We start from the raw sequence: 23,316 nt of genomic DNA, 5'->3' as shown, positions 1-23,316 counted from the left end.
TGTGTGCTTTAAAATATTCAAAAGGAGTGATTGTAGATGAAGAAAGTAGATGTAAAAGAGTCAGCTGTAGGGAGAGAAACACGTATTCGTAAGCAGTGGAACGAGCAAAGTATTTTCGAGCAATCAATTCAGAATCGAGAAGGCGCACAGTCTTTTGTGTTTTATGAAGGACCACCAACGGCGAATGGATTACCGCATGTAGGTCATGCGCTTGGACGGACAATTAAAGATGTAGTAGCAAGATATAAAACGATGGCTGGTTATAAAGTGCTACGAAAAGCGGGATGGGATACACACGGTTTACCTGTAGAATTAGGTGTTGAGAAGCAACTCGGTATTTCTGGTAAACATGAAATTGAAGAGTATGGAATTGAGCCATTTATTCAGAAGTGTAAAGAGAGTGTATTCACATATGAGAAGCAGTGGCGTGAATTCACTGAAAGCATCGGTTATTGGGTAGATATGGATGATCCATACGTTACGCTAGAGAATCCATATATCGAAAGTGTATGGCATATTTTAGGGACGATTCATGAAAAAGGATTATTGTATAAAGGGCATAGAGTCTCACCATACTGCCCAAGTTGTCAAACTTCACTAAGTTCACATGAGGTTGCACAAGGGTATAAAACAGTAAAAGACTTAAGTGCAACAGTTAAGTTTCAAGTAAAAGATAGTGAAAATGAATATTTCCTAGGGTGGACAACGACACCTTGGACACTTCCAGCAAATGTTGCGCTCGCTGTACATCCAAATATGGAATACGTGAAAGCGAAACAAGAAGGTCATGTATACATTGTTGCGAAAGAACGTGTACAAGATGTATTAAAAGAAGACTATGAAGTATTATCTGTTCATAAAGGTGAAGAATTAGTAAACACATCTTATATGCCGCCATTTCCAATGAAAGAAGTTACAAATGGCTATCACGTTATCGCAGCAGATTTTGTCACGGCAGATAGTGGTACAGGACTCGTTCATATCGCTCCAGCATATGGGGAGGACGATTATAGAGTCGTTCAAAGTGAAGGATTGTCATTCTTGCATGTTGTAGATGAGAAAGGTGAATATACAGAAGCAGTACCATTTTTGAAAGGGAAATTTGTTAAAGATTGTGACGTGGATATCGTTCGTCATTTAGCGAAGGAAGGTTTACTGTATCATAAAGAAAAGTATGAACATAGCTACCCACATTGCTGGCGTTGTGATTCACCACTTCTTTATTATGCAGGAGAGAGTTGGTTAATCCGAACAACTGCAATTAAAGATACATTTTTGCAAAATAACGATTCTGTTACTTGGTATCCAGACCATATGAAACATGGACGCTTTGGTAAGTTTTTAGAAAATATGGTGGACTGGAATATTAGCCGAAATAGATATTGGGGAACACCATTAAACGTATGGGAATGTGAAAGTTGCGATCATCAATTCGCACCGAAAAGCATTGCTGATTTAAGAAAGCATAGTACAAAAGAAACACCGGAAGATTTGGAATTGCATAAGCCATATGTAGATGAAGTGCAAGTTTGCTGTGAAAAATGCGGAAGTACAATGAATCGTACACCAGAAGTAATTGATGTTTGGTTTGATAGTGGTTCCATGCCATTTGCGCAATATCATTATCCATTTGAAAATAAAGAGTTATTTGAAGAACAGTTTCCAGCGGATGTTATTGCAGAAGGCATTGATCAAACACGCGGATGGTTTTATAGTTTATTAGCAGTATCAGCACTATATACAGGAAAAGTACCTTATAAACGAGTGTTATCACTAGGACATGTATTAGACGAAGAAGGACAGAAAATGTCTAAAAGTAAAGGGAATGCACTAGATCCAGTTGATTTAGTAAATCAGTTTGGTGCAGATGCTTTAAGATGGGCGCTACTCGTTGACAGTGCACCGTGGAATGCGAAACGTTTTTCTGAAAGAACAGTACTGGAAGCAAAATCTAAGTTTGTAGATACATTAGTCAATGTGTATAGCTTCTATGTTTTATATGCAAATTTAGATGGGTATAATCCGAAAGAAACGTATGATGTAAAGCGGACGAAATTGGATGAATGGGTATTATCAAGATTGCATAGCACTACGAAAAAAGTGAGAACAGCACTTGATGATTATCAATTTACGAATGCAGCTCGTGAAATCGCGGCACTTGTAGATGAAGTAAGTAACTGGTATGTAAGACGATCACGTAATCGTTTCTGGGAGTCTGGTATGAATGCTGAAAAAGCAGCTGCGTATGAGACACTTCATGAAGTACTTGTAACAATTAGTAAATTAATTGCACCATTTACACCGTTTGTCGCTGAAGATATTCATTTGAATTTAACTGCAAGTAGCGTTCATTTAGAGGATTATCCAGTTGTAAATGAATCACTACTTCAGCCGAAATTAGAAGAGGAAATGGATGCAGTTTTACAGGTTGTTGAACTTGGAAGAAGTAATCGTAATCAGCATTCTTTAAAAGTAAAACAGCCGTTAGCAGAACTTGTATTACTAGCGCATAATGAAAATGATATGGATTGGGAATCTTATCGTGATATCGTCATGGATGAGCTAAATGTCAAAGCGTTTCATGTTGAACTCGATGAAACGAAATATACGTCCTATCAATTAAAGCTGAATTTTAAAACAGCTGGGCCGAAGCTTGGTAAAAATGTGAATGCAGTAAATACATGGCTAAAACAATTACCAAAAGAAGAAGTGCAACATTTTGTATCTACAGAAAGAGCAGTTTACGAAGCAGCACCAGGAGAAGAAGTAGTTGTAACAGCTGAAGATGTACTGGTAGAGAAAGTCGCAAAATCAGGATTTTCTAATACGACTAACGGACAATATACAGTTATGTTAGATACGAATGTAACGGAAGAATTGTTACAAGAAGGAGTAGCTCGTGAATTCATTCGAGCGGTTCAAGAATATCGTAAGCAGTTAAATTTACCGGTTAATTTACGAGTAGATGTTATTCTTGATACAGAGGAAGAACTACAACGAACATTAACGAACCATAAAGATTTATTGGAAGAAAATTTACTCGTTAAGCAATTTACATTTGATCACTTAACGAATGAAGACGATGAACTATCTTTAGGTGAAGCGAAAGTTCGAATTAAATTAAGCGCGGCTCATTAAAGAAAAAAGGAAGTTGGAATGATTCCAACTTCCTTTTTGTATGATGGAAATTTATCCGGCTAATTTCCTCATAATCCATTCGATAGGTCCTCTAGAAAATTTCTTTCCCCATAACACACTAATTAAAATGCTAAAAATGAAAAATCCACTAGCAAATAATAAAACGAATAGTAGTGATTGTTGTTCCATTTTATTTAATAGAATTAACGTCCCAATACCGATAAATACATGGCTGACATAATGAGTTAATGTTAATTGTCCTGTTTGTACAATGGAAGTGACAAACCAATTATTTCTATATTTTTCAGCGATGTTGAGGCAAATGATTAATATAGCAATAGCGGATCCTGTAGCAGATAAAATATATAATACATTTGGTAAGATGGGTCCTGTATTAAATAAAAATGTGGCAGCCTCTTTGCCGATATATGGAATAAAAAAGTGAGTAAGCCCTTTTGATAAAAGTTCTGACAATATTGTAATTGTAATACCCAGTAAGAGTAATCTTTCTCTAATTTTCTTATTATGAAGATCTAACCTGCCAATTATCATACCGATTAAGAAGAACGAGAACCAAGGGAAAATAGGGTGATAGCCATTAAAGAATAAATTGCGAAGAAAACCTTGTATTGTCCAGAAGTCTACATAGTTTATGAATGGAGTAGGTCCTCCCCAACCTTCGAAAGTATTGAAAGTAAGCTGAAGAGCTTGTGCGATTAATAAAATAATGATAGAAAGAAAAAGTAATAGTTTTTTGCGTACTGTAATGAGTAATGCAGCGACGAAAAGGTAAACACCGTAGTAGTGTATTATATCCCCAGTCCACTCTAGTCCATATAGTAGTAATCCTAAAATAAATAAGAATAGTGATCGTTTCCATATGGTCTTTCGGCTATTAGAAATTTTTATTTTTTCATTGCTAGCAACGGCTGACCTAGTCATTAAAGTGATACCGATGCCTGCAAGTATAACAAACAAAGCAGAAGCTCTACCTTCAAATAGTGACATGAGGGTTATTAAAAAAGGGGGACCATTTCCTTCTGCACCTGTTATCACCATGAAATTAACAAGTAGCATACCAAACATCGCCAAAGCTCTAGCGAAATCTAAGCCGATAATGCGCTTTTTTGTATTCACTTCAATCCCTTCTTTCAAAAATGCTATTTACAGCTTCAATCCAAATTTGTTTATAATCTATCTTTGCATCAATCATCATAAAATTCCCGATATTATCAAGCACTAATGCTAACATATGAGCTTTTGAAACTAGATTTTTATTTTCAATTAATTGAAGTTTATTTGCTTTTGTAAGGAGTACCTCAAATCCATGTAAATATTCTGTTTGCACAGTTAGTAATCGATCTTTGTACATATTGTTTCTTGAAGATAGTAAAACATATTCTTGTAACACAAGATTAAAATAAGGGTCGTTTCGCTGTTCATCAATTATTTTAAGGCCAATTGCAATACATTTTTCAATAAAATTTGTTTTCGTAAATTCTTCTGTATGAAAATACGAAGAGAACTGCATAGCTTTACATAATTCAGTAAAAATACATTCAATCAAGGCATCTTTAGACTTAAAGTAGTAATATATAGATGGTTTTGCGATACCAACCTTCTCACCAATCATCGTATAAGTTGTTTTAGCAATACCGTACGTAGCAAAAAGGCGATAACTTGCTTCCATTATTGAAGAGAGTGTTTCTTCACTTTTACTCATAATAGATCCTCCTAAAAAAGGTTATTTAAATCGTATCATTCATTAATAATTTTTTCAACCTACCGTTAGGTAAAAAGTCTATTTTTTTAAACAGTAATATGAAAAGTTTCAGGGATAAGGAATGACTTTAGAAATTTCTTTCTAAAGTATTGTTTTCACTTTACGCATAAATATTGAGAAAATTTCACTGATCCTAAATGGAAAGGTAATAGAATTGTTTATAGAGAATTACTCGTAGATTCAATTTTTATCCCCCCATGTTGTGGGGAATGATTGCCTAGTGGTAATGGGATAAGGTTGAGCTACTTTATTAGGGGGAGTGGTTCTATGTTTAATAAAAAAATGGTGGCAATGGCAATGACTGTGCCATTAGTAATGGGGATGATTTCTACGGTTTCGGCGTTGGAAAAACAACAGCAAGTAAAGCTAGAAGCTTATTCGCCGCAGAAAAAAGCAACTGAATATTTAAAAGAAAATGCTGCACAGTATGGATTGAAAACAGACCTTTCAGACTTGCAATATATTTCTACAACAGAAACGTCAGTAGCTTCATATGTTAGATTCCAACAAGTTGTTAATGGTGCGCCTGTATTTTCAAAACAAATTACAGTTACACTTAACGGAGAGGGAAAGGGCGTACTTGCTGTTTCTGATTATCAATCCGTCAAAGGTGTGAAGGAAGTAACGACAAAAATTAGTGAAAAAGATGCAATACAAAAATCAATGGCGTATGTTGGAGAAGCAAGTGAGCAAAACTTATGGGCTCCTACAGAGAAAGAATTCGGATATATTGTTGAAGAGGGAATTGCTCTTCCAGTATATAAAGTTGTAGTCCATTCTAATAACCCGTTTGGTGCATGGGAAACATTTATTGATGCAGAAAATGGGAAGTTAATTAAAAAGGTTGATATAAACCGAAAAGCTGAAGGGACAGGAAAAGTATTTTTACCTAACCCAGTCGTATCTAGTGGTAGTAAAGTAGGCTTAAAAGATAATAACGATGCGGATTCAACAGCGTTAACGAATCAATTGAAGACTGTTACGTTAAAAGGTTTAGATGGGACAGGATTTTTAATTGGAGAGTATGTAACAATTTCTTCAAAAGCAAAAACAAAATCTACAAATTTACAATTTAACTATACACGTGCAAATGATAGCTTTGAAGATGTTATGTCGTATTATCATATCGATACATTACAGTGTTACATTCAAGGGTTAGGTTTTAAAAATATTAATAATCGCTCTATTAAAGTGAATGTGAATGGAACGACGGCGGATAACTCATTTTATTCTCCGACAACGAAAGCTTTAACTTTTGGTACTGGCGGAGTAGATGATGCAGAAGATGCTGGTATTATCGCACATGAATACGGACATTCAATTCAAGATAACCAAGTTCCTGGCTTTGGTAGTTCAGCAGAAGGCGGAGCGATGGGAGAAGGATTTGGTGACTTCTTAGGTGCTACGTATGAAGATGCAGTATCGACAACAGGCTACGGAAAAGCATGTGTTGGAGAATGGGATGCGGCTGCTTATTCTAGTTCAGATCCGACGTGCTTGCGCCGATTAGATACGAATAAAGTGTATCCGAAAGATGTTACAAATGAGGTACATGATGATGGGGAAATTTGGGCACAAGGTCAATATGAGATGGCACAAGCTTTTGGACGTGATGTAGCAACGAAAATTATTTTACAATCACACTGGTCATTAACACCAAACTCTAAATTCAGTGATGGAGCAAAAGCGATTAAGCAAGCGGATGCTCTTTTATATGGCGGACAACATGCTGCTGATATCGATCGTATTTGGGCAGCAAGAGGAATTAGTACGAATTAATATAAAAAGTCGTGGCGTTTATAAACCACGACTTTTTACATTTGCTTAAGTACTGGTACTAGTAAAATAAGCTATATGGATGATAATGTGAATTTATCCGCATCCATTTATTTTTTCTCGTCTTTAAAAACAAAATGCTCTTTAAATTTTCTAGACTCAACTTTTTGACCGTTTCTCATGGAGCGGAAAGGGTGTTCTTGCCAAGTAATGATTACATCAACCTCATTTGCTTTTGTAGAAACAGGGAAATTAGCATGTTTAAATCCGGTTTTCCCGCTTGCGAGACGACTTTCTTTTCGTGAAAAGAGTTCGTGTTTTGTTTTCGTATTTGGTTCATTACGAAAGACTTCGACTTGTACGTTATATACTTCACTGTTTCCAACATTTTTTACTGAAAATTGATAGGTTTGAAATTCATCTTTTTTAGCTTGAAGCATATTTTTGCTTATTTTTTTGGGTTCATCAATATTCACTTGCCATTGATCAGAGTTTTGGGAGATTGGTAAAGATTTTGGTGAATAGGCGTACGTTTCATTTACTACAATTAGGCATAACAAAAGAAGAAAGAAACTAATCGCTTTTTTCATATAAACACCTCGCTGTAAAATTTTTATTAATATGCGTAATTAAAATTGATAATATGTAATTAAATGGAAATAAGGTGATACTTTGATTCAAATGAATTTGAAAAAACTTGAAGAAGTAGTAAATGGAGAAGGACTAAAAGAATCGTTTTATCATATAGAAATACATGGTGTCTGTATAGATTCCAAAAACATTAAAGAAGGAAATTTATTCGTTCCAATCATTAGGGTGAAAGATGGGCATGAGTATGTGAAAGAGGCAATGGATAATGGAGCTATCGCTTCCTTATGGAAAAAGTCTTACGGTACTCCGCCAAAAGGGATTCCAATTATATTTGTAGATGACACTTTGTTTGCTTTGCAACAATTGGCACAATTTTATCGAAGAGAGATAAATGTAAAAGTAATCGGTATTACAGGTAGTAATGGAAAGACAACAGTGAAAGATATAATAGGAGGCGTTTTAAGTTCAACTTATAGAGTGCATAAAACGAAGGGTAATTTAAACAGTCAAATTGGTTTACCACTAACGATTTTAGAAATGAAACAAGATACAGAGTTTTTAATACTTGAAATGGGAATGAGTGAAAAAGGACAAATTCGAAATCTATCACGAATAGCACAGCCAGATGTAGCGATCATTACAATGATTGGACAGTCTCATTTAGAAACGCTTGGATCTGGAGAAGAGATTGCTAAGGCTAAATTGGAAATTGTAGAAGGATTAAAAGACGATGGACTGTTTTTATATAATGGTGATGAGCCATTGCTTTCCCGAAATAATAATATGCTAGATATAAAATGTAAATCGTTTGGTGAAAAAGACACAAACGATTTGTATCCCAATAATGTACAATTAGATGAATATGGTGTTCACTTTAAATTAAATGGTTCAACAAAAGTGCAGTATGATGTTCCTTTACATGGAAAGCATAATATTTTAAATGCGATCATTGGAATAGCTGTAGGACGATTTTATAATGTCTCTACGGAAAAAATACAAGAATCGATGCAGCAAATAAATATTACTAATATGCGTTTTCAGTTTCTAACTGCTAAAACAGGTTTCACCATTATTAACGATGCATGGAATGCTAGTCCTTCTTCCATGAAGGCTGCAATTGAGACGTTAGTGAAATTAAATGCCTATAAGAAAAAAATTATAGTGATTGGGGATATGTTGGAGTTAGGGAAGAAAGCTGAAACATATCATGGAGAAATTGGTAAAATGTTAAATGAAGAGAGCATTCAATATGTATTTACTTATGGAGAGTTAGCTGAAATTGTAGCGGAAGAAGCAAGAAAGAACTATCATACAGGAAAAGTACAGTCATTTGATAATAAAGCCAAGATAGCAGAGGAAGTATTGAAAGTTATAACGAAAAAGGATGTTGTTTTATTGAAAGGTTCACGTGGAATGGCTTTAGAGGAGATTGTACAAAACTGGATGTGAAAAATCAAAATATATTTAAAAGTGCTTGCATTTTATAGAGTGAAGAGATAGAATACTCTGTAAATATAAAAAGTGATGATCAGGAAAAGTACATGATGCAAAGGTCTACAGAGAGCAATCGGTTGCTGAGAAGATTGCGATACCGCATGATGGAAAGACACCTGTGAGTGTTGCTTTGAACGTGATAATTAGTAAAAGCAAACGGTACCTACCGTTATCAGGACTAAGATGGTCATTATGACAATTTGGGTGGTACCGCGGGAAAATCCGTCCCTATTTATAGGGGCGGATTTTTGTATTCTTTGAAAGGAGGTGAGTGACCGTGGATGATGACGATGACAACAATAACGTAAATAAATATAAAATTATTGGAGGGAAATGTAATGGATCAAATAATGAAGCGTTCACTCACAAAAGAATGTACGAAGCAAAGTGGAAAGGTTGTATTACTTCAAGGATGGGTAAAAAAGATTCGTCATCTAGGTAATGTTAGTTTTTTATTAATAAGGGATCGATCGGGAGTTATTCAATGTGTATTAGAAAATGAGTTAGCTGGATATAAAGTGGATGTGGAAAGTGTCGTTCAAGTCATAGGTCAAATAGTAGAGACTTCGAAAACAGAATTAGGGGTTGAAGTGCTTGCTCACGAAGTGAAAATATTAAATGGCGCAGAACAACTTCCATTTGAAATAAATAAAAAGAAGTTACAAGTTGGCCTAGATCAAATACTTAATGAGCGGGTATTATCATTAAGACATGAGAGAACCACGGCGATATTTAAAGTGAAATCTACACTCGTTCAGAGCTTTAGTGAATTTCTTATAGAGAACGATTTCACACGTATATTTACTCCGAAAATTGTTTCGCAAGGGGCAGAAGGAGGAGCGAATGTTTTTAAGTTGCCATACTTCCAAAAAGAAGCTTATTTAGCACAATCACCACAGTTTTATAAGCAAATGATGGTAGCGGGAGGATTAGAACGTGTTTTTGAAATTGCACCTGTTTACAGAGCGGAACATCACAATTCTTCCCGTCATTTAAATGAATATATATCTTTAGACGTAGAAATTGGCTTTATTCATGATTTTCATGAAGTGATGCAATTAGAAACGGATGTTTTACGATATATGTTTCAACAAGTAGCAAAAAACTGTGAAAAAGAACTACAACTATTACAAATAGAAGTGCCTGTTATTACAGAAATACCTAAAATTACATTGTTAGAAGCGCAAGAAATTTTGAAAAATAAGTATCGGAAAGAATCACCGATTGGGGATTTAGATACAGAAGGTGAAAAGTTACTAGGGAAATATGTGAAGGAAACACATAATAGTGAATTTGTTTTTATTACACATTATCCGAAAGAAGCGAGACCGATGTATACGATGCCGAATAACGAGAATTCAGCTATTACTGATTCGTTCGACTTACTATATAAAGGATTAGAAATAACATCAGGAGCACAGCGAATTCATAATTATGAAATGTTACTTGCTTCTTTTAAAGAAAAAGGATTACATCTAGATAAATTTCAATCTTATTTAAATACATTCCGATACGGTTGTCCCCCGCATGGCGGTTTTGGAATTGGGTTAGAAAGGGTTGTATATAAACTTTTAGAATTAACAAACGTACGAGAGGCGAGTGCTTTTCCGAGAGATTGTACTCGGCTTATACCGTAAAAAGAATCTTCGCGATAATCGCGAAGATTCTTTTTTAATGCTCTTTTATAGTTGGTTTGAAAATGGGAAATAGTGATTCTTTCTTTTGCTAATGAACTTAGTAAAAGTGAGTTAGCAATATGAACCAATGCATTTTGCATTCCAGGTAATATCATATATACAGCTAAAATAACGATAGTAAAAAAATAAAACAGGGCCGAAATAATCCTTTTCGACAAAAAATAATATATCCCTTGACAGTTACAAATATAACCGATATACTTCATATTAATTTCAAAAGAAAATATATTCTAAATATTAAAATGTGTTGAATAGGAGTAGTAAGGTCGTATATTTGTACAGAGAGCTATGGGTTGGTGTGACATAGTCAAATGACATCCTGAACTCGCCTAGGAGCAGTAAGGTGGAACGGAATCACATTCTTAGTAAATCTTAACGGTTAACCTTCGATATTAGGTTTGTAATCAAACGATTACTACTAAGGTGGATTCATAATGGAATCAATAAGGGTGGTACCGCGTTAAGTAAATGGCTTAGCGTCTCTTTATATAGAGACGTTGGGCCATTTTTTTATTTTATAGAAAAAGAAATGGAGGGTTTATTTGGATTGGTTTATAAAATTTATTCATTTATATAAAACGATTTTATTAGGAGGAAAATAAGATGAAACAGACGGAGCAATGGACTTCGAAATTAGGTTTTATAATGGCTGCAGCAGGATCGGCAATTGGACTTGGCGCAATATGGAAGTTTCCTTATATCGCTGGAAAGAGCGGGGGAGGAGCATTCTTTTTAATCTTTATATTATTTACTGTATTAATTGGACTACCACTACTTATAGCTGAATTTATGATTGGACGCAGTACGCAGAAACAAGCAGTTGGAGCATTTAAAAGTATTGCACCAAATACAGGGTGGCATTGGATTGGACGCCTTGGCGTTGGAACGTGTTTTATATTACTTTCGTTTTATAGTGTTGTAGGTGGATGGGTATTCATTTATTTATTCAGAGGAGTAACGGGACAACTTATTACTCCAGGACAAAATTACGGTTCATTATTTACTGAAACAATTGGAAATCCCACTTGGGCGATTATGGGACATTTCGCTTTTATGTTCATTACGATTTGGGTTGTATCAAAAGGTGTACAAAACGGAATTGAAAAAGCAAGTAAATATATGTTGCCAGCGTTGTTCGTTTTATTTGTGGCTCTTATTGTTCGCTCACTAACACTGGATAATGCAATGAAAGGTGTGAAATTTTTCTTACAACCAGATTTCTCAAAGATTACTTCAGAAAGTATTTTGTTCGCAATGGGACAATCATTCTTTGCGATTAGTATCGGTATTTCGATTATGGTCACGTATAGTTCCTATTTGAATAAAAAAGAAAGTTTACCAAAATCAGCAATAACAATTGTTGGACTGAATTTATTCGTTTCTTTATTTGCAGGTCTTGCTATTTTTCCGGCCGTATTTTCATTAGGAATGGAGCCAACAGAAGGGCCCGGATTACTATTTATTGTATTACCATCAGTATTTAGTCAAATTCCATTTGGTGGGTTTTTCTTAACAGTATTCCTTGCACTATTTACATTTGCGACATTAACATCGGCATTTTCTCTACTAGAGACAGTTGTTTCAGCATTAGCAAATGGGGAACAAGAAAGAAGAACAAAATTATCATGGATGATCGGTTTCTGCATTTTCTTAGTAGGTATACCATCCGCGTTATCATTTGGAGTATGGAGTGATATTTCGATTTTTGGAAAAAATATTTTTGATGCTGTAGACTTCTTATCTAGTAATATATTAATGCCACTTGGAGCACTATTTATTAGTATTTTCGTTTCATTCAAAATGGAAAAGAAGGTGCTAGAAGCAGAATTTTTTGTAGGTGGAAATTATGGAAAGAAAGTATTTACATGTTGGGCATTTTTACTTCGATTTGTAGCGCCACTTGCAATAATCATCGTCTTTTTAAATGTAATAGGGATTATTTAACAATAAATGTTATAATGTTCAGTAAAAAAGAAGGTGCTGATTTTTATGGCGAATTGGATAGAAACAGGGGAATACATGAATATTAGAGGGAAAAAGCTATATGTTGAAACGCATGGAAATCCTAAAAATAAACCAGTCCTATATTTGCATGGTGGACCAGGAGAAAGTTGCTATGACTTTTCATTTCATCAAGCGGAACGTTTAAAAGATTCTTTATATGTAATTATGATAGATCAAAGAGGTGTTTGTCGCTCAGAAGAAATTACTGAAGACGAAGCTTTTGGATTAAAGGATTTGATTGAAGACTGTGAGGAACTAAAAAAAGTATTACAAATTGAGAAGTGGTCTGTAATTGGACATTCTTTCGGTGGATATTTAGCATTGTTATATGCATCAAAATATCCAAGTTCAATAGAGAAAATAATATTTGAAGGACCAACTTTCGATTTTGCATTAACAAGTAGGGCTTTGTTAGAAAAGACAGGGGATTTATTAAAAAAGTATGGAAAAGAATTAGCGCTAGAAGAATGTCTCGCTTATTTATCTAGTAATGCTAGTTCAGAAGAGTTGTTAGAAGCTTATATAATATTAAGCGCTGAATTAGAAGAAAAAAGAATGGAGATTTACAATTATAAGGAAGATGAAACAGACGAAAGTTTATATAGTGATGAAGAGTGGGAAGTATTTTCAAATCGCTCCAAAATTCACTTTGATAGATTAAAATTAGAGGGAGCATGTCATACATCATTATTATCTAAAATAAAAGATGTACAAAATCCAATGTTATTAATTGTAGGAAAACATGATGTAGTAACGTGTGAAAAACAAATTGAAACATTTAATAAAGATGCTCGAAACGGAAAATATATCACATTTGAAGAGAGCGGTCATTCACCTCATTATGAGGAAGCAGATAGATTTGCAGAAACAGTCATGCATTTTTTGAAATGAAGAAAAGGGTGCTTCTATAAATGAGAAGCACCCTTTCTATATTTCTGGATATGTGATTGTTATGTTAGGCCATTTACTTTGCCAATTCTTTTTAATAACTCTGTTTTTGTACATATGTATGCGTCCTTTTGATTCGAGAAAATGAGCTGTTGGTCTCACTTGTAATGAAAGAACATCTTCAATACCGCAAGGCGCTGTTAATATAACATTGTTTTTTTCGTTTAATGTAACCCCTAAAGCCGTTGCTGTTTCAGGAAATTTAGAAATAGCATCGATAGAAGAGGAATAGGGAGGCATATTATTCACTACATGCATACGAGCTTGATTCTTTACTGACCAAGGTATAGAGGCATCCAAATTTATCAGTTTCTTTTCTAATGATTGTTCGTATACCTCATCTTTACGAAAAGGATCAAAATAAATGACATCAACGTCTGGTGTAGTTGTTCTTATTTCGTAGTTATGTAAATTATCCCAAATTTTAGAACGAACAAATCCGGCACAAATCCACCAATCAGGTAGTTCTAATGATTTCACCATTTGTAATACATTCATCATCCATTCGTCGTTTTCTATTAGGAAAATTATATCTTGCTCTGTTTGTATCTTCATTGATAAACTCACCTTTCTAGTAAATTAATGCATTAGTTCAATAATCCATAAAATCCAGTAAGCCCCTGGTACAAATAGTAGTTGTGCTAATAATGTACCGAAAAGTCTAGAAATCATTAGCCAACCGTACATTTTACTCATAGATTCAGCACCATTCTCTGATTGTAAAGCACGTTCTGTTAAAAGAGCGATGCGTGGATCGAGTAGTACGGTTAATAAAATTGTAGCAAAACCATTTACAAGACCAGAAGCTGTACTTGCGTTTGTTGCATAGTCTGGATTTAGAAAAGAAGCGTATAGGGCAGAAAGTACCCCTGCTGTATAAATAGCAGTAGCAAACATGTTAATAAGCATAATACGCTTTGGGATACCACCGATACGCAATCTATGAATCATTTCAAATCTTGGAAAGCGTACATATTTTTTTGTGTACTTTAATTTTTGAATGTTATTCGTTTTCATCATTCGAATGAAAGAGCCGTCTGTTTCAAAGTTTTGAATGACGTATCCAAATAGTTTTGTCAAAGTTGGATACAGTATAATCGCAAGTAATGTACCGATAGAAGCCGATAATAGTACAAGTCGTATAATATACTCTAAATTAATAGTAGAATCTAGTTTTGCTTCATCGACAATACCACCGATTAAAAAGGCTTGTAGTAAGTTTGATGTTCTTGAAATGAGTAATACCATTCCTACGACAGATAAAGCAACGGCAATCTTTTTCAAACGAACCCCTGCTAATCGAATACTATAAGAACTTGTTTCGACTGCGTGAATAATAATTGTAAAGGCCATAATAAAGATTAATGTAATAGACATTTGTTTCACCGGTTTCTATTAAAATAATTGTAACTTTTTTACTTTATCATATGTATCGTTTTTTGTAACTGAAAGTATGTGACATAGGAAAAGTAATTTTTCAGAAAAAAAGATAATGATAGTATAATAGAAGGGGAAGTGGGAAAATATGTTATAGGTTACTTATAAAGTAAAATGGGTGGGGGAATGAAACATGTATACAACATTTCTATTTGATTTAGATGGAACAAGAATAAAAAAAGAAGAGATTATTGCTCATATTTTACAAACAAATGAAGAGCTTAATAAAGAAGAAATTGTTATGATTGGAGATAGAAAGCACGATATAATCGGTGCGAATCATAATGAAATTGCATCAATCGGAGTTTTATATGGTTATGGTAGTGAAACAGAATTGACTGAAGTTGATGCGACTCATATAGTAAATGATGTAAAAGAACTACATCATTTTTGTTTAGAAAATAGTTTGATTAAGAAGTAAATATAGAGACTAAAAATCCCTTTATAAAGTATGGCGATGAAATCGTTTTTTGTTTAAAGGGATTTTTCATATGTAATCGAATACTTATAATTAGACATTTTTAGTATGAAAAATTTGTATGAATAAGAGGAGGGATGTCAGAATCAAAAGATTAATAGAAGTTTATCAATAATAGTTTGAATTTTCAGTTTAAAGGAGGGGTATAATTGGAGCTAGTTATTATATTATTAGCACTTAGTTTACTTATGTTTGTAGCATATAGAGGATTTTCTGTTATTTTATTTGCACCGATATTTGCATTATTTGCGGTATTTTTGACAGAGCCTAGTTTTGTATTACCTTTCTTTTCGAATATCTTTATGGAGAAAATGGTAGGTTTTATTAAACTATATTTCCCTGTATTTTTACTTGGAGCAATATTTGGGAAAGTAGTAGAAATGTCAGGAATTGCGGACTCAATTGCAAAGACAATTATAGAGTTAGTCGGTGAAAAACGTACGATATTAGCGATTGTATTAATGGGTGCTATCTTAACGTATAGCGGTGTTAGTGTGTATGTAGTAGTGTTTGCTGTATATCCGTTCGCAGCTAAGTTGTTTCGACAAGCGAATATTCCAAAGCGTTTAATCCCTGGAACGATTGTTCTTGGAGCAGTCACGTTTACAATGGATGCGTTACCTGGATCACCACAAATTCAAAATGTAATACCTACAACCTTTTTTAAAACGGACATTTATGCTGCACCGGTACTTGGGATTGTAGGCGCAATTTTTGTTCTTACATTAGGGTTACTATATTTAGAGAGTAGACGAAAGAAGGCAAAAGCAGCAGGTGAGGGATATTTTGGTTTTAACGATGGGAATACTGAAATGGCAGCATCTTTGCAAGTAGAACAAAAAGATATGCCGTTACTTAAAAGTGTTGAAATTACAAGAGCACAGCAAGTGATTGCTTTTATACCACTTATTTTAGTAGGTGTAATGAATAAAGCTTTTACTATTATGATACCGAAGTGGTATCCGAACGGTTTTGATTTTTCTGCAATTGGTATGAAGGCATTTGGAAAAGTAGAATTAAGTGCAGTAGTTGGAATCTGGTCGGTAGAATTGGCACTTATTATAGGTATAGTAACAACGCTATTATTATATTGGAAACGAGTGGTAACAGGATTTCAAGCAGGATTAAATACAAGTATTGGTGGAGCATTACTTGCAACGATGAATACAGGGGCTGAGTTTGGATTCGGTGGTGTCATCGCAGCACTTCCAGGCTTTGCAATTATGAGAGATGGCATCTCTGCCACATTCACAAACCCTCTAGTGAATGGAGCAGTCACGACGAATATTTTAGCCGGTATTACAGGCTCTGCATCAGGAGGAATGGGAATCGTTTTAAGTGCAATGGGAGATAAGTTTATTGCAGCGGCTCATCAATTTGATATTCCATTAGAAGTAATGCACCGTATCGTATCAATGGCATCAGGCGGTATGGATACATTACCGCATAATGGGGCTATTATTACTATTCTTACAGTAACTGGATTAACACATAAACAGTCATATAAAGATATATTTGCGATTACAGTTTTGAAAACGTTTGCTGTATTTTTAGTTATCGCATTCTATACCTTAACAGGAATTTATTAAAATAGGTACTATATGAATTATAGAGATTTATGAAACAAATATTTTATAGACGAAAACATTAATTAGGGTGAGAAGGGGTGGAGTACTTGCAAGAAGTTGCTGAGTTTCGTATGCCGAAGTCTGTATTATATGGAAGGAATTCGCTTGAAAAGCTGGGGGAACAATCCAAGAAGTTTGGAAAAAGAGCATTTATAGTAACTGATACAATTATGGAGAATTTAGGATATATTGAGAGGTGTACACAACAACTAAATACGAAAGGTATTACTGTTATTACATATAATAAAGTAAATGCTGAGCCTACAAATATACACGTGTTAGAGGCGTTAACTATTTGTAAAGAAGAAAAGTGTGATTTTATTATCGGTATTGGTGGTGGAAGTTGTATTGATGCAGCAAAAGCAGTTGCGGTGTTATATACAAATGGTGGAGAAGTGGAAGATTATGTTCAAAAGGATTTAGAAATAGACAATGATCCGCTACCACTTATTGCAATTCCAACAACTTCTGGCACTGGATCAGAAGTAACAAGTGTAGCAGTAATTACGAATAAACGAACAGATGTAAAAATGATGATGAAGCATCCGAGTTTTACCCCACAAGTAGCGATTATTGACCCGATTTTAACACGTTCGGTACCACCTCATATTACAGCAGCAACAGGGATAGATGCATTATGTCATGCCGTCGAGGCGTATATTTCTAAAGCTTCACAATCACTTACAGATGTACTAGCTCTTTCCGCTATTGAAAGTATTATGAAATATTTGCGTATTGCATATGAAGATGGAGAGAATATGGAGGCAAGAGAAGCGATGATGATCGCGTCTTTGCAAGCTGGAATCGCATTTTCAAATGCATCTGTTACGTTAGTTCATGGAATGTCAAGGCCAGTAGGGGCATTATTTCATGTACCACATGGTATATCAAATGCAATACTATTACCTACTGTTTTAGAATATACAAAAGGTAGTGCAGTAAAAAGACTAGCGGAAATTGGACGTTGTTTAAATAAAGATTTGTATTCATATTGTGATGAAGAAGTAGCCGACTACACGCTGAGGGAAATAAAAAAACTTTGTTTTGATATTCGTATTCCAAATTTAAAAGAATATGGAATTGGTGAAGTTGAATTTGAAAAAGCTATTTCTAAAATGGCATCAGATGCAATTGAAAGTGGAAGTCCAGCAAATAATCCACGTGTGCCATCATATGATGAAATTAAACAGTTGTATCGAGAATGTTTTCATTATCAATATGAAGATTCAATAAAAACATTAGAAAAATAATTTCAGAATATTCTTATTAAATTTCCTTGGAAATAGTTAAAACAAGACTTTATATTTATAAACGTAAAGTCTTGTTTTATTATATATAATATACATAATAAAATGTTGTAATTCGCTTAAAAAATAGTGTGAGGTAGGTGCGGTTTTCAATGAAAACAATAGGTTTAATTGGTGGTATGAGCTGGGAATCAACTACTGAATATTACCGAGTTATAAATGAAGAAATAAAAGAGAGGTTAGGAGGGTTACATTCAGCAAAATGTATGATTAATAGTGTGGACTTTGAAGAGATTGAACGATTCCAGACTAACGGAGATTGGAATGGAGCAGGAGAAGTATTAGGGAAAGCAGCATATTCGTTACAGAGGGGAGGAGCAGATTTTATAATTATTTGTACAAATACAATGCATAAAGTAGTTGAGGAAATAAAGAAGAATATTCATATTCCAGTTTTACATATCGCTGATGCAACTGCGAAAGAAATTAAAAGAAAAGGTATTCAAACTGTTGGTTTACTTGGAACAAAATATACAATGGAGCAAGATTTCTATAAGTCACGTATTGAAGAGAATCATATAGAAGTCATGGTACCATCAGAAAAGGATAGAGATAAGATAAACGAAGTAATATATACGGAATTGTGTTTAGGAAAGATAACATCTCAATCTAGAGTATATTATAAAAGAGTTATAGAAGAGCTAGTACAAGAAGGGGCACAAGGAATCATATTAGGTTGCACAGAAATAGGATTATTAATAAAGCAGGAAGACGTATCCATTCCGATATTCGACACAACTCATATACATGCAGTTGAAGCAGTTAATTTCGCTGTACGAAATAGAGTATAATTATATTATGTAACCTAGTTCGTATGTGTGGAAAACATTCAGAAAATACTTTATAATGTAAGTGTTTACATTTAAGGGGGAATGCGTATGTTTTCAGTTCAACCAATCGCATTTGTACATAATGAAAGAACAGAAATAAAAGATGATGAGTGGGGAGAAGTAAGATCTTATATTACTTTAACTGAAATGTATACAGAAGAAAGTATACAAGGCATTGAAGATTTTTCTCATATTGAAGTAGTTTTTTATTTTCATAAAGTAACTGATGAACAAATTCAATATGTTGCTAGACATCCTAGAAATAATCATGATTATCCTAAAGTAGGCATTTTTGCACAGCGTGGGAAAAATCGTCCGAATCGCATAGGAACAACAATTGTAAAGGTAATTAAAAGAGAAGGTAAATCAATTATTGTTGAGGGGTTAGATGCTATTGATGGCACCCCTATATTGGATATAAAGCCAATAATGAAAGAGTTTATGCCGAAAGAAGAAATTCTACAGCCTAAATGGGCAACGGATATAATGAGACAGTATTGGAAGGGGAACGGAGTAAAATGAGAATATATGAAGCAACAATTGCAGATTTAGATGGACTAGCATCAGTTTTTAATAACTATCGTATGTTTTATAGACAAGATTCTGACATAGAAGGAGCAAAAGTATTTTTACGAAATCGAATGGAGAGAAAAGAATCTGTTATTTTTGTAGCAGTTGAAGACGGTGAATATATTGGATTCACACAATTATATCCATCATTTTCGTCTATTTCGATGAAAGAATTATGGATTTTAAATGATTTATTTGTACAAGCTGCTAAGCGCGGAGCAGGAACAGGAAAAAAATTATTAGAAGCTGCGAAAGAATTTGCCTTAGAAAATGGTGCAAAAGGTGTAAAATTACAAACAGAGATCGATAATTTATCAGCACAGCGATTATACGCTGAGAATGGTTATTTGAGAGATAATCGTTATTTCCATTATGAATTGACGTTTTAAAAAAAATTAAGATTAAAAGAGCCGTTTTCACAATGAAAACGGCTCTTTTAATTTGCATTATAGTTGATTTAAAATCCAGTTTGTCGCATCTTCAAAGTTTTCTGCAATGTAGTTTGGTTCAATATGTGCCCACTTGTCTCGGTACGTATGTAAGGCATCGTATCCAGCCCCTGTTCGTACTAAAATCGTTGTAGCATTCACTTTTGCTCCTGCAACGATATCGGTCCAGCGATCACCAACTACAGCACATTGTGTTAAATCAAAGCCATGTGTTTCCGCTGCTTTAAGGAGCATACCTGTACTTGGTTTCCGGCATTCACAACCATCACCATGTTTATGAGGACATACGTAAATATCATCAAAACCGAAGCCTTCTAATTCTTGTGAGAAATCGGCTATAGTCGCTATTCCATCCGCAATACCTGGTTGATTTGTGAAAGAGAAAATTTTTATATTATTAGCTTTTAGTTTTTGTAAGGATGTTTTTGTAAAAGGAAATAATGTAAATGATCCTGGATAATGTATTGTAGTGTCCCCGCCAATTGTACCGTCACGATCAATGAAAATTGCTTGAATATTTGTCATAGTTATAATCCTTTCTATTAAAAAGTAGTTTAAAAATATTTTACAAATCGGTAACCATTTACTTCATATCCCAATTTTTTGTAAAAAGCATGAGCTTCTACTCTTTTTGTTCCACTAACTAGCCATGTGCCAATGCAATCATGATTCTTTGCCAATTACTCTGCATAATCCATTAATATTTGTCCAATACCTTTTCGTCGTAGTGTAGAATCAACGCTAATAATTGAAATTTCTCCATACCGAGTTACATCTTCTAAATTTTCACGTATACGAAACCCAAGTAATCCCCATATAGTTTCTTCTTCCTCATAAACATATAAAAAATCAAAAGGACTCATTTGTACGAATTGCAATCGGTTGTTCATATCTTCATAGGAAATAGAGGAGCCCTTTAATTCTTTCGTCAAAGAGCAAAGTGCATCTATATCGTCTATCGTCGCTTCACGAATTTGAAAAGACATATTATCCACTCCAATAAAATGTAATCAAACATTTATTATTCTGTTAAAAAATATTTTTTCCTGCTAGGAAAATAAATATTTTATAATGATATATAGATAGTTATATGTTATTCTTTTCCTTGTTTGTATTGGAAATGGAAAGAAGGGGAATGTATGTTAGAAGTAAATATCCGCTCTGCTGGATATGAAATAGGTGAAAAAACAATTCATGATATTGCCTTTTCGATTGAGCAAGGTGAATTAGTTGCTCTTATTGGCGCAAATGGTGCCGGGAAAAGTACGACGATTAAAACGATGCTCGGGTTACTCGTAAATGTGAATGGTGAAATATCATTTGGTGAAAAGAAAAATCCGTATGCATACGTGCCAGAACATCCAACTTATTATGATTATTTGACGCTCTGGGAACATATTGAATTGTTAATGGCTGCTCGAGAGAACGAAGTAGGAGGCTGGGAAAGGAAAGCGGAAGAGTTATTACATATGTTTCGAATGGATAAGCATAAACATGAGTATTTATCAAAGTTTTCAAAAGGGATGAAACAAAAATCGATGCTTATATTAGCATTTTTAACTGAGCCAGATTTTTATATCATTGACGAACCTTTTATCGGTTTAGATCCAGTAGCTACGAAAGAATTTTTAAGTTATTTATATAAAGAAAAAGAACGCGGGGCAGGAATTTTACTTTGTACGCACGTATTAGATACAGCTGAAAGAATTTGCGAAAGATTTTTACTCATCTCACAAGGTACATTAGTCGCAGATGGCCATTTAGAGGCAATTCAAACGTTAGCAGAAATGCCAGGGAATTCATTGTTAGACTGTTTTGATGTAATCGTAAGGCGTGAACAGCATGATTAAAAAACAATTTTATAAAAGGTTGCGCCATGAACTAGGGCGGAAATGGAAGTCCATACGTTCTATAACTGATTGGACGGTTGCGCTATATATTATTATTCCGGCACTTGTATTTATGGGAATTTATTATCGTTCACTATGGATGGAAGAACTATCGATAGGAGAGGCAGTTTATTTCGGATTAGGCCTACTTGTATTTTATGTGATTACGTATGCAAGAGGAGTTCGTTCATTTTTTGAACAAGCGGATAGTTTATTTTTAATTTCGTACCCCGCTCACATGAAAAAGTTAATCCAGTATGGCATGACATATACGTTTATTCGGATAGCGATAACGAATGTAGTGGTAGTAGTTGCTATGTTACCAGTGTTGCTGAAAAGTATTGGAGTGACGAAGGTACAAGTCGTATTATTTTGGCTATTCTTTACTGTATTTCGATTTATGTTGTCGTTATTAACGAGATTTATTCATGTACGTGTGGGGAAACGATGGTTACTATGGGTTATCAAAAATGTAATATTTTCTATAAGTCTATCCTTTTTTTGTATGAGTCTGTTTGTCATTTATAAAGATCCTTTTTATTCTATATTATGTATTGGTCTAGCAGTTTTTCTAATTATCGTATTGATAAAAGAAAAACTAAATTATAAAAATTCCTTTTTTAAAGAAGTTGAAAAAGAGAAAGAAGAAAGTATGCGCTGGACGAGTGGCATTATGCAAATTGGTGGTCATGCAGCTAAACCGAGTAGTTCGAATAAAAAGCCGTGGATGTTTCCGCGTTCTAAAAAGTTTTTAGGGAAGAAAACTGATTCTCGTATTGTTGAATCCTTTTTGAAAGAATTTTTCCGTACAAGTAGTGTACGAATATTTTATATTCAAATTGTATGTATAAGCACTGTAAGTATTATTATGAGTCCGAGATGGATTTCAGCTATTATTCTTGTATTTACTTTAGTTGCAATTTCCCGCTATGCGCGCGATTATTGGAATGAATTTACGAAAAAAATGTTTCTTCATTTATATTGTGATGAAGGCAAATTACTATTGTTAAGATGGAAGGCAGATCGCTATTTATTGTTTCCAGTAATACTTTTGTATGGAATAGTTATATTTTCTCATTTTTATTTATTACCAGCTGTAATTGCCGGGATTCTTTTTATAGTATGGATTGGTTGGATAGTATTCTTACCATAGAAAAAGAGCCAAAAAAATGAACTGCACCCCAATTGTTAGACACAGTCTAACAATTGGAGGTGCAGTTTTTCTATGGCTAAATTTACAGCTGATGAAAAAATACAAATCGTTCTACGTTATTTGAACGGAAATGAAAGTTATCGA

General features: G+C 34.2%; 19 protein-coding genes, 3 pseudogenes and 2 other annotated features. Of the genes and pseudogenes, 14 read left to right on the top strand and 8 right to left on the bottom strand.

All coding sequences use genetic code 11. The features are described from left to right. Positions 1-36: 36 nt before the first annotated feature. Positions 37-3,138, top strand: a complete 3,102-nt coding sequence (gene ileS, locus CO726_RS18965) for an isoleucine--tRNA ligase (protein ID WP_000754925.1) — start codon at positions 37-39, stop codon at positions 3,136-3,138. A 51-nt stretch (positions 3,139-3,189) separates the two neighbouring features. Here ileS and CO726_RS18955 read toward each other — a convergent pair whose 3' ends face one another. After that, positions 3,190-4,275: a DUF418 domain-containing protein gene (locus tag CO726_RS18955; RefSeq protein WP_001093117.1), complete on the bottom strand. Its 1,086-nt coding sequence runs from the start codon at positions 4,273-4,275 to the stop codon at positions 3,190-3,192. Position 4,276: 1 nt separating this feature from the next. Then, positions 4,277-4,861 carry a TetR/AcrR family transcriptional regulator gene (locus tag CO726_RS18950; RefSeq protein ID WP_000045221.1) on the bottom strand — a complete coding sequence of 195 codons (585 nt, stop codon included), beginning with the start codon at positions 4,859-4,861 and terminating at the stop codon, positions 4,277-4,279. Positions 4,862-5,188: 327 nt separating this feature from the next. Between CO726_RS18950 and CO726_RS18945 the strand changes: the two genes are divergently transcribed. Then, positions 5,189-6,700 (top strand): M36 family metallopeptidase, encoded by a 1,512-nt coding sequence (locus CO726_RS18945; RefSeq protein ID WP_099685292.1) that lies wholly within the window; start codon positions 5,189-5,191, stop codon positions 6,698-6,700. Between the two features lie 107 nt (positions 6,701-6,807). Here CO726_RS18945 and CO726_RS18940 read toward each other — a convergent pair whose 3' ends face one another. Next, positions 6,808-7,287 (bottom strand): hypothetical protein, encoded by a 480-nt coding sequence (locus CO726_RS18940; RefSeq protein WP_016134360.1) that lies wholly within the window; start codon positions 7,285-7,287, stop codon positions 6,808-6,810. Positions 7,288-7,369: 82 nt separating this feature from the next. On the opposite strand from CO726_RS18940, the gene CO726_RS18935 reads away from it, so the two are divergent. Both CO726_RS18935 and aspS read left to right on the top strand, forming a co-directional pair. Beyond that, positions 7,370-8,737 carry a UDP-N-acetylmuramoyl-tripeptide--D-alanyl-D-alanine ligase gene (locus CO726_RS18935; protein WP_099685291.1) on the top strand — a complete coding sequence of 456 codons (1,368 nt, stop codon included), beginning with the start codon at positions 7,370-7,372 and terminating at the stop codon, positions 8,735-8,737. Between the two features lie 66 nt (positions 8,738-8,803). Further along, positions 8,804-9,015, top strand: a binding site (T-box leader). A 105-nt stretch (positions 9,016-9,120) separates the two neighbouring features. After that, positions 9,121-10,419, top strand: a complete 1,299-nt coding sequence (gene aspS, locus CO726_RS18925; RefSeq protein ID WP_099685290.1) for an aspartate--tRNA(Asn) ligase — start codon at positions 9,121-9,123, stop codon at positions 10,417-10,419. Between the two features lie 77 nt (positions 10,420-10,496). Here the strand turns inward: aspS and CO726_RS33020 are convergent. Beyond that, a pseudogene (locus CO726_RS33020) lies at positions 10,497-10,620 on the bottom strand (peptide ABC transporter permease); the annotation flags it as partial. A 97-nt stretch (positions 10,621-10,717) separates the two neighbouring features. Continuing rightward, positions 10,718-10,966: a binding site (T-box leader), on the top strand. A 116-nt stretch (positions 10,967-11,082) separates the two neighbouring features. Between CO726_RS33020 and CO726_RS18915 the strand changes: the two are divergent. Together CO726_RS18915 and CO726_RS18910 are read left to right on the top strand one after the other, a co-directional pair. Next, complete coding sequence (locus CO726_RS18915) at positions 11,083-12,423, top strand: sodium-dependent transporter (protein ID WP_099685289.1); 1,341 nt, start codon at positions 11,083-11,085, stop codon at positions 12,421-12,423. 45 nt (positions 12,424-12,468) lie between these two features. Further along, positions 12,469-13,374: an alpha/beta fold hydrolase gene (locus CO726_RS18910; RefSeq protein WP_099685288.1), complete on the top strand. Its 906-nt coding sequence runs from the start codon at positions 12,469-12,471 to the stop codon at positions 13,372-13,374. 36 nt (positions 13,375-13,410) lie between these two features. On the opposite strand, the gene CO726_RS18905 is transcribed toward CO726_RS18910, so the two are convergent. Together CO726_RS18905 and CO726_RS18900 are read right to left on the bottom strand one after the other, a co-directional pair. Next, the gene (locus tag CO726_RS18905; protein WP_099685287.1) at positions 13,411-13,986 is read right to left on the bottom strand and encodes a nucleotidyltransferase family protein; all 576 of its coding nucleotides are present in this window, start codon (positions 13,984-13,986) and stop codon (positions 13,411-13,413) included. Between the two features lie 24 nt (positions 13,987-14,010). Further along, positions 14,011-14,808, bottom strand: a complete 798-nt coding sequence (locus CO726_RS18900) for a lipid II flippase Amj family protein (protein ID WP_099685286.1) — start codon at positions 14,806-14,808, stop codon at positions 14,011-14,013. Between the two features lie 214 nt (positions 14,809-15,022). On the opposite strand from CO726_RS18900, the pseudogene CO726_RS18895 reads away from it, so the two are divergent. From CO726_RS18895 to CO726_RS18870, 6 genes and pseudogenes are all read left to right on the top strand, one after another. Beyond that, positions 15,023-15,289: pseudogene (locus CO726_RS18895) on the top strand (HAD hydrolase-like protein); the annotation flags it as partial. A gap of 206 nt (positions 15,290-15,495) precedes the next feature. Further along, entirely contained in the window at positions 15,496-16,935 is a 1,440-nt protein-coding gene (locus tag CO726_RS18890) for a GntP family permease (protein ID WP_099685285.1), read from the top strand. 86 nt (positions 16,936-17,021) lie between these two features. Next, positions 17,022-18,224, top strand: a complete 1,203-nt coding sequence (eutG, locus tag CO726_RS18885) for an alcohol dehydrogenase EutG (protein WP_099685284.1) — start codon at positions 17,022-17,024, stop codon at positions 18,222-18,224. A gap of 149 nt (positions 18,225-18,373) precedes the next feature. After that, entirely contained in the window at positions 18,374-19,072 is a 699-nt protein-coding gene (locus CO726_RS18880; protein WP_099685283.1) for an aspartate/glutamate racemase family protein, read from the top strand. A gap of 87 nt (positions 19,073-19,159) precedes the next feature. Continuing rightward, complete coding sequence (locus CO726_RS18875) at positions 19,160-19,633, top strand: SAM-dependent methyltransferase (RefSeq protein ID WP_099685282.1); 474 nt, start codon at positions 19,160-19,162, stop codon at positions 19,631-19,633. Then, positions 19,630-20,070: a GNAT family N-acetyltransferase gene (locus tag CO726_RS18870; RefSeq protein WP_001223856.1), complete on the top strand. Its 441-nt coding sequence runs from the start codon at positions 19,630-19,632 to the stop codon at positions 20,068-20,070. Before CO726_RS18875 ends, CO726_RS18870 begins: the two co-directional genes overlap by 4 nt. Positions 20,071-20,127: 57 nt before the next feature. Here the strand turns inward: CO726_RS18870 and CO726_RS18865 are convergent, their stop codons facing one another. Next, positions 20,128-20,655 carry an HAD-IIIA family hydrolase gene (locus CO726_RS18865; protein WP_099685281.1) on the bottom strand — a complete coding sequence of 176 codons (528 nt, stop codon included), beginning with the start codon at positions 20,653-20,655 and terminating at the stop codon, positions 20,128-20,130. 29 nt (positions 20,656-20,684) lie between these two features. Further along, positions 20,685-21,116: pseudogene (locus tag CO726_RS18860) on the bottom strand (GNAT family N-acetyltransferase). Between the two features lie 153 nt (positions 21,117-21,269). Between CO726_RS18860 and CO726_RS18855 the strand changes: the two are divergent. After that, complete coding sequence (locus CO726_RS18855; RefSeq protein ID WP_099685280.1) at positions 21,270-21,980, top strand: ABC transporter ATP-binding protein; 711 nt, start codon at positions 21,270-21,272, stop codon at positions 21,978-21,980. Continuing rightward, on the top strand, positions 21,973-23,172 hold the full coding sequence (locus CO726_RS18850) for an ABC transporter permease (RefSeq protein WP_099685279.1): 1,200 nt from the start codon (positions 21,973-21,975) through the stop codon (positions 23,170-23,172). Before CO726_RS18855 ends, CO726_RS18850 begins: the two co-directional genes overlap by 8 nt. Positions 23,173-23,316: the final 144 nt, after the last annotated feature.

The organism is Bacillus fungorum, from assembly GCF_002746455.1.
Classification (GTDB): Bacteria; Bacillota; Bacilli; order Bacillales; family Bacillaceae_G; genus Bacillus_A; species Bacillus_A fungorum.
The sequence above is the reverse complement of the archived record's forward strand: the minus strand, read 5'-3'. Positions and strand labels throughout refer to the sequence as shown.